The 4,710-nt window shown below is 57.5% G+C and carries 5 protein-coding genes and 1 pseudogene; 4 read left to right on the top strand and 2 right to left on the bottom strand.

The genetic code is table 11. The features are described 5' to 3' along the window. Nucleotides 1–356: pseudogene (locus HMPREF2656_RS05185) on the top strand (IS256 family transposase); the annotation flags it as partial. 441 nt (nucleotides 357–797) lie between these two features. Here HMPREF2656_RS05185 and HMPREF2656_RS05180 read toward each other — a convergent pair. Next, nucleotides 798–1,202 (bottom strand): MerR family transcriptional regulator, encoded by a 405-nt coding sequence (locus tag HMPREF2656_RS05180; protein ID WP_034664654.1) that lies wholly within the window; start codon nucleotides 1,200–1,202, stop codon nucleotides 798–800. A gap of 169 nt (nucleotides 1,203–1,371) precedes the next feature. Between HMPREF2656_RS05180 and HMPREF2656_RS05175 the strand changes: the two genes are divergently transcribed. Beyond that, nucleotides 1,372–2,931 (top strand): SulP family inorganic anion transporter, encoded by a 1,560-nt coding sequence (locus HMPREF2656_RS05175; RefSeq protein WP_070816030.1) that lies wholly within the window; start codon nucleotides 1,372–1,374, stop codon nucleotides 2,929–2,931. A 169-nt stretch (nucleotides 2,932–3,100) separates the two neighbouring features. Here HMPREF2656_RS05175 and HMPREF2656_RS05170 read toward each other — a convergent pair whose 3' ends face one another. Further along, the gene (locus tag HMPREF2656_RS05170; protein ID WP_012359769.1) at nucleotides 3,101–3,577 is read right to left on the bottom strand and encodes a hypothetical protein; all 477 of its coding nucleotides are present in this window, start codon (nucleotides 3,575–3,577) and stop codon (nucleotides 3,101–3,103) included. A gap of 95 nt (nucleotides 3,578–3,672) precedes the next feature. Here HMPREF2656_RS05170 and HMPREF2656_RS05165 point away from each other — a divergent pair, with 95 nt between their 5' ends. Beyond that, nucleotides 3,673–4,146 (top strand): recombinase family protein, encoded by a 474-nt coding sequence (locus HMPREF2656_RS05165; protein ID WP_080972893.1) that lies wholly within the window; start codon nucleotides 3,673–3,675, stop codon nucleotides 4,144–4,146. Between the two features lie 170 nt (nucleotides 4,147–4,316). Then, on the top strand, nucleotides 4,317–4,710 hold a 394-nt coding region (locus HMPREF2656_RS05160), incomplete at its 3' end, for a DUF4192 family protein (protein ID WP_141761022.1).

The following is a 4,710-nucleotide window of genomic DNA, read 5'->3' as shown; positions in this document are numbered from 1 at the left end:
ACCTCAAGCCCCCGAAAGACGTGCTTAAGCCGCAACGGATCAAATCCACCACCAACAGCCTTGAAGGCGGCATCAACGCCCAATTGAAGCTCCTTGCGAGAACTCATCGCGGCAGATCAGGTGAGCACCAACGCAAAATGCTGGATTGGTGGCTGTATCTGAAAACGGAACTGCCTGGCGATCCAATAGAAATCGCCAGACAGTCCAACTGGGGCCAGAACCAACTCGCCAAAGTTACAACCCTGACCCGAAACGAGAACCAAGCCGACTATGAAACAGGACGACCAGCCCTCTACGACAACGGTATCGATACCGAGTACACACACTCAATCGGCATCCAAAAAGGCCACATCTAACCCCCGCGACACGCCGATAGCAGACACACATTTTGTCGCTTAACCCGAAGTATGACACGGCTCTTGTTACCCCAGAGGTCGTAGGTTCGAATCCTGCCCCCGCTACCAACTTCCAAGCCCCTACCAGGAGAAACACTGGTAGGGGCTTTGGTTATTTCTCTTAAGGCGCACGTCCTGGGACTCAAATCGGGACTTTAGCGATGGCATTTTGTCACTTAAGCCGGTTTGGAAGTGATGGGGTTAAGTGACAATTTTCGATTTTGTGACCTTGGATGACTGTGTCGTTTTGAGGAGTCGTCTGCACGGATTTCAGAAGTCCTCTGTACTATCGCCATCCACTCCGGAGAGGCCGCGGGCGTTCGTCCACTTCATCTGGAACGCGATTCGACAGAGCGCATTCAATACGATGGTCTTTTTCTCCCTGCGAAGGATGGGGGCAGTTTAGGGTGCCAGGGTGTTGACCAGATCGAGGAATTCCTCAGCGTAGGCAATTTGCTTGCGTAGCTTTTCGTAGCGGGTGCGCGTCTCCTCACGAATGTCGGCAAGGGTGGCCTTGGCATTACTCCGTGCCTGCTGTGCGGTATCACTTTCCTGCCCGCCATCTGAACTATGAAGAATCTCCGCAGCTTCCAGGAATTCCCGCATCTGATCCAGAGTAAACCCCAGCGGTTTCATCCGTCGCACCAGCAAAACACGACGTACATCAGCCTCACTATAAAGCCTGAACCCACCAGGGCTACGCCCCGATGGGGTAATCAGGCCGACGTTGTCATAATAACGCAAGGTGGGAATCGACAACCCCGTCTGGTCAACGACCTCGCCGATCTTGAAATTACTGTTTTGCATTGCCTGTTCTCCTTCACGGTGATGTTGCCCACGGGTTCCTGTGCCTGGGTTGGCGGTTGAGTAAAACTCCCGCTACCATGACCACCATCACCAAACCTAAAGTTACTAGAGGGTTGGATTCCTTTCGGGCGTTCGCCCAGTTACCTATCCCCTCAAAGATTGGACATCTATGACTGAAACTAGCACGGCAGCCCCCCGCCCCCTCCTGAGTCCAGACGGCGCTGATGCCCCTACCGGGATCATCGCATCCTTCCGTTACGCATTTTCTTCCCCCGCCCGTATCCGTATAGAGATTCTGGCCGGACTGGCGGTATCCCTGGCGCTGATCCCTGAGGCCATTGCCTTTTCCATCCTTGCCGGTGTTGACCCAGCCATGGGTCTGTTTTCCTCGGTAGTCATGGCCATTGCGATCGCCTTTACCGGTGGCCGCCCGGCAATGATCACCGGCGCCACCGGGGCTATTGCCCTAGTCATTGCTCCTGTGGCGCGTGGTTACGGGATGGATTATTTCATCGCCACCGTCCTGTTGGGCGGTGTCCTACAAATCGTGCTCGGCGCCCTCGGTGTGGCGAAACTTCAGCGTTTTATCCCCCGATCGGTGATGCTGGGTTTCGTCAATGCACTGGGCATTATGATTTTCACCGCCCAACTCGAACACCTCATTGATGTGCCTTGGATAGTCTACCCACTCGTCGGCTTGGGTGTGGTGATCATGATTTTCTTCCCCAAGCTCACCAGTGTGATCCCCGCCCCGCTGGTCACGATTATCGTGCTCACCGGTTTGGTCATTGCCGCCGGTTTGACTGTCCCGACGGTCTCGGACATGGGCAAGATGCCGGAGACCTTACCGTCCCTGTTTATTCCGAACGTGCCGTGGACGTTGGAGACCCTGCAGATCATCGCGCCTTATGCCCTGGCCATGGCCGTGGTCGGTCTCATGGAATCGTTGATGACCGCCAAGCTCGTCGACGACCTCACCGACACCCACTCCGATAAAACTCGTGAATCCTGGGGACAGGGGGTGGCTAATATTGCCTCCGGTTTCTTCGGCGGCATGGGTGGCTGCGCGATGATCGGTCAAACCATGATCAACGTCCGCGAATCCGGGGCACGTACCCGCCTATCCACCCTGTTAGCCGGTGTGTTCCTGCTGGTCCTGGTCCTGGCACTGGGCGACATCGTTGGCATGATCCCGATGGCTGCGCTGGTGGCAATCATGATCATGGTCTCGGTCGGCACCATCGACTGGCACTCCGTGCATCCACGCACCCTTAAACTCATGCCGGTCTCTGAGACCATTGTTATGGCCGTGACGATTATTGCCACCCTAGCCACCAGCAACCTGGCCATTGGTGTGGTGTTGGGTGTGGTCACCGCGATGATCATGTTCGCCCGTCGGATGGCACATATCGCTTCCATTGAAAAGGTCTCCGAGATCGACGGCGACGGCGATGGAGAGATTGATACTCGTACCTACCGGGTGCATGGCCAGTTGTTTTGGGCATCAAGCAATGACCTGGTTTATCGCTTTGATTACACCGATTCTGCCCGTCATATCACTATTGATCTCACTGAGGCGGAGATCTGGGATGCCTCCACGGTCGCGACCTTTGACGCGATTACGCAGAAGTTCCAGGACAGAGGCAAAACCGTGTCCATTATCGGGCTCGACGGTCCCAGTCAGGACCGGCTGAACCGCCTGTCTGGCCGGCTTGGCACCGGCCACTAACATCCCCCGACTCGAGCACATCGACTTGGCGCCCCAACTTATAACCGGGGCGCCAGTTTATTGGTGCTGTTGCAAAGTTGGGGCATAGGAAGAGCATAAAAGAAGCGTAGCGGTTAACCGCTACGCTGTGTTGTGGGGATTTTTACTTTTTACGGTGCACGTGTTCTAGTTAGTGGTTCGTTTCTTTCCTCGGGTGATTGCGACGGTATTCCTCGACTAAGTGAGCAATACCCGGCGCAGCCTGGGACAACATCCAGGTCATAAGCGCTATAAGAACCCCTATGACGATAAGTGTTAACGCCAACCAGCCCAGTGTTGGGCCGATGCCGTTGGCCTCCTGGACGTGACCCCACAAGGCAGACACGCCGTCGGGTATGCCGAGCATACTTAGCAGCCCGTTCCCCAAGGCTCCGACAGCAACGAGTGCGATAGCAACGAAGAGAACACTGGCTGCAATCCACGAGGCAGACATGCAGGCCTTAATAAAGTTCGTGTTCGACTTTTCCATGTCGTCGTTGTACTTTTTGCGCTCTGCACGTATCTTCTCCAGCAGCTTTTCGTTGGACTCCTTCTCCTGGAGCAGGGCGCTGCGAGCCTTCTTAGATGCTTCTGCTGCCTTGTGCAGGCTTTCGGACTCTTTCGACATTGCCTCAGATACAGCTACTTCTACCAGCGGTTCCAGGCTAGAAGTCAGGCTCGAAGTCATCTGAGCGTTCAGGCTCTGGCTGCGACCCGGACCACATCTACTCAGACACCATCTCCGGCACCAACTGGCAACGGCCTGGTCTTGATGACGCGCTGGCGTACATGCGCCCCGACGACACGCTCGTTGTCACGCGCTTGGACAGGCTCGGCCGCAGCCTCGCGGACACCGTGAACACCATCGCTGACCTCGCCGAGCGTGACATCAACGTCAAGGTGTTGGAGCCAGCGCTGGACACGTCGAAGCCCACCGACAAGGTGGTTATCAACGTCATGGCAAGTCTTGCCGAGTGGGAGCGTGACCTGCTTGTCCAGCGCACCCGTGAGGGCGTGGCGCACGCCCGCGCACAGGGCAGGGTCGCCGGCCCCAAGCCGAAGCTCAGCGCTGAGCAGGCGCAGATGGCCAAGGAGCTTATCGACGGCGGCAAGTCCGTCAGCGCTGTAGCGCGCACCTTTAACGTCTCGCGGCCGACGATCTATCGCGCTCTCAAGCGCATCGAAGCCGACGCTTAAGCACAGGCTGCGTCGCTAGCGCTCGCACCCGGCGAGAAGGCATCAGGCTGCGCTAGCGACGCTCGGCACACATGAGTGCTGCACTGCTGGGATACGCCTGCGACCGGCAGAGCCGGGCCGAATACGGGATTGACCACATACACCCCGTATTCGTGCAAAGGAGCACTGCCATGTCCACCCATTCTCACACGCTTGCATCCCACGGCGAGATCCTCGCGAACCTCCCCGGCATCCTCGGGTTCTACCCGAACAACTCGCTGATCCTCGCGTTCTTCGTCGACGACGAGGGCGTCGACACCGTCCGCCTCGGCCCGGTCGCACGGTTCGACCTGGACGAAGCAGTGGAGAAGCTCACCGAGAGCCGCGGGCGGTTCGCAGCGTGGGTCCACCACCTCGAACTCGACGCTGTTATCGCGTACATGATCAGCGATGACATTGCGCAGCCGGTCTTCGACGAGACGGCCACGTACCTCACCAGCGGGGCCTCGCCGCTACCGCCGCTGCTCGGGGTGGTGCAGGTGCCCGAGATCGTCACTGGGGCTGCTTGGTGGTCTGTGTACCAGC

This window comes from Corynebacterium sp. HMSC034B08, assembly GCF_001835805.1.
Classification (GTDB): Bacteria; Actinomycetota; Actinomycetes; order Mycobacteriales; family Mycobacteriaceae; genus Corynebacterium; species Corynebacterium coyleae.
This window is presented reverse-complemented; position numbering and strand designations above follow the sequence as displayed.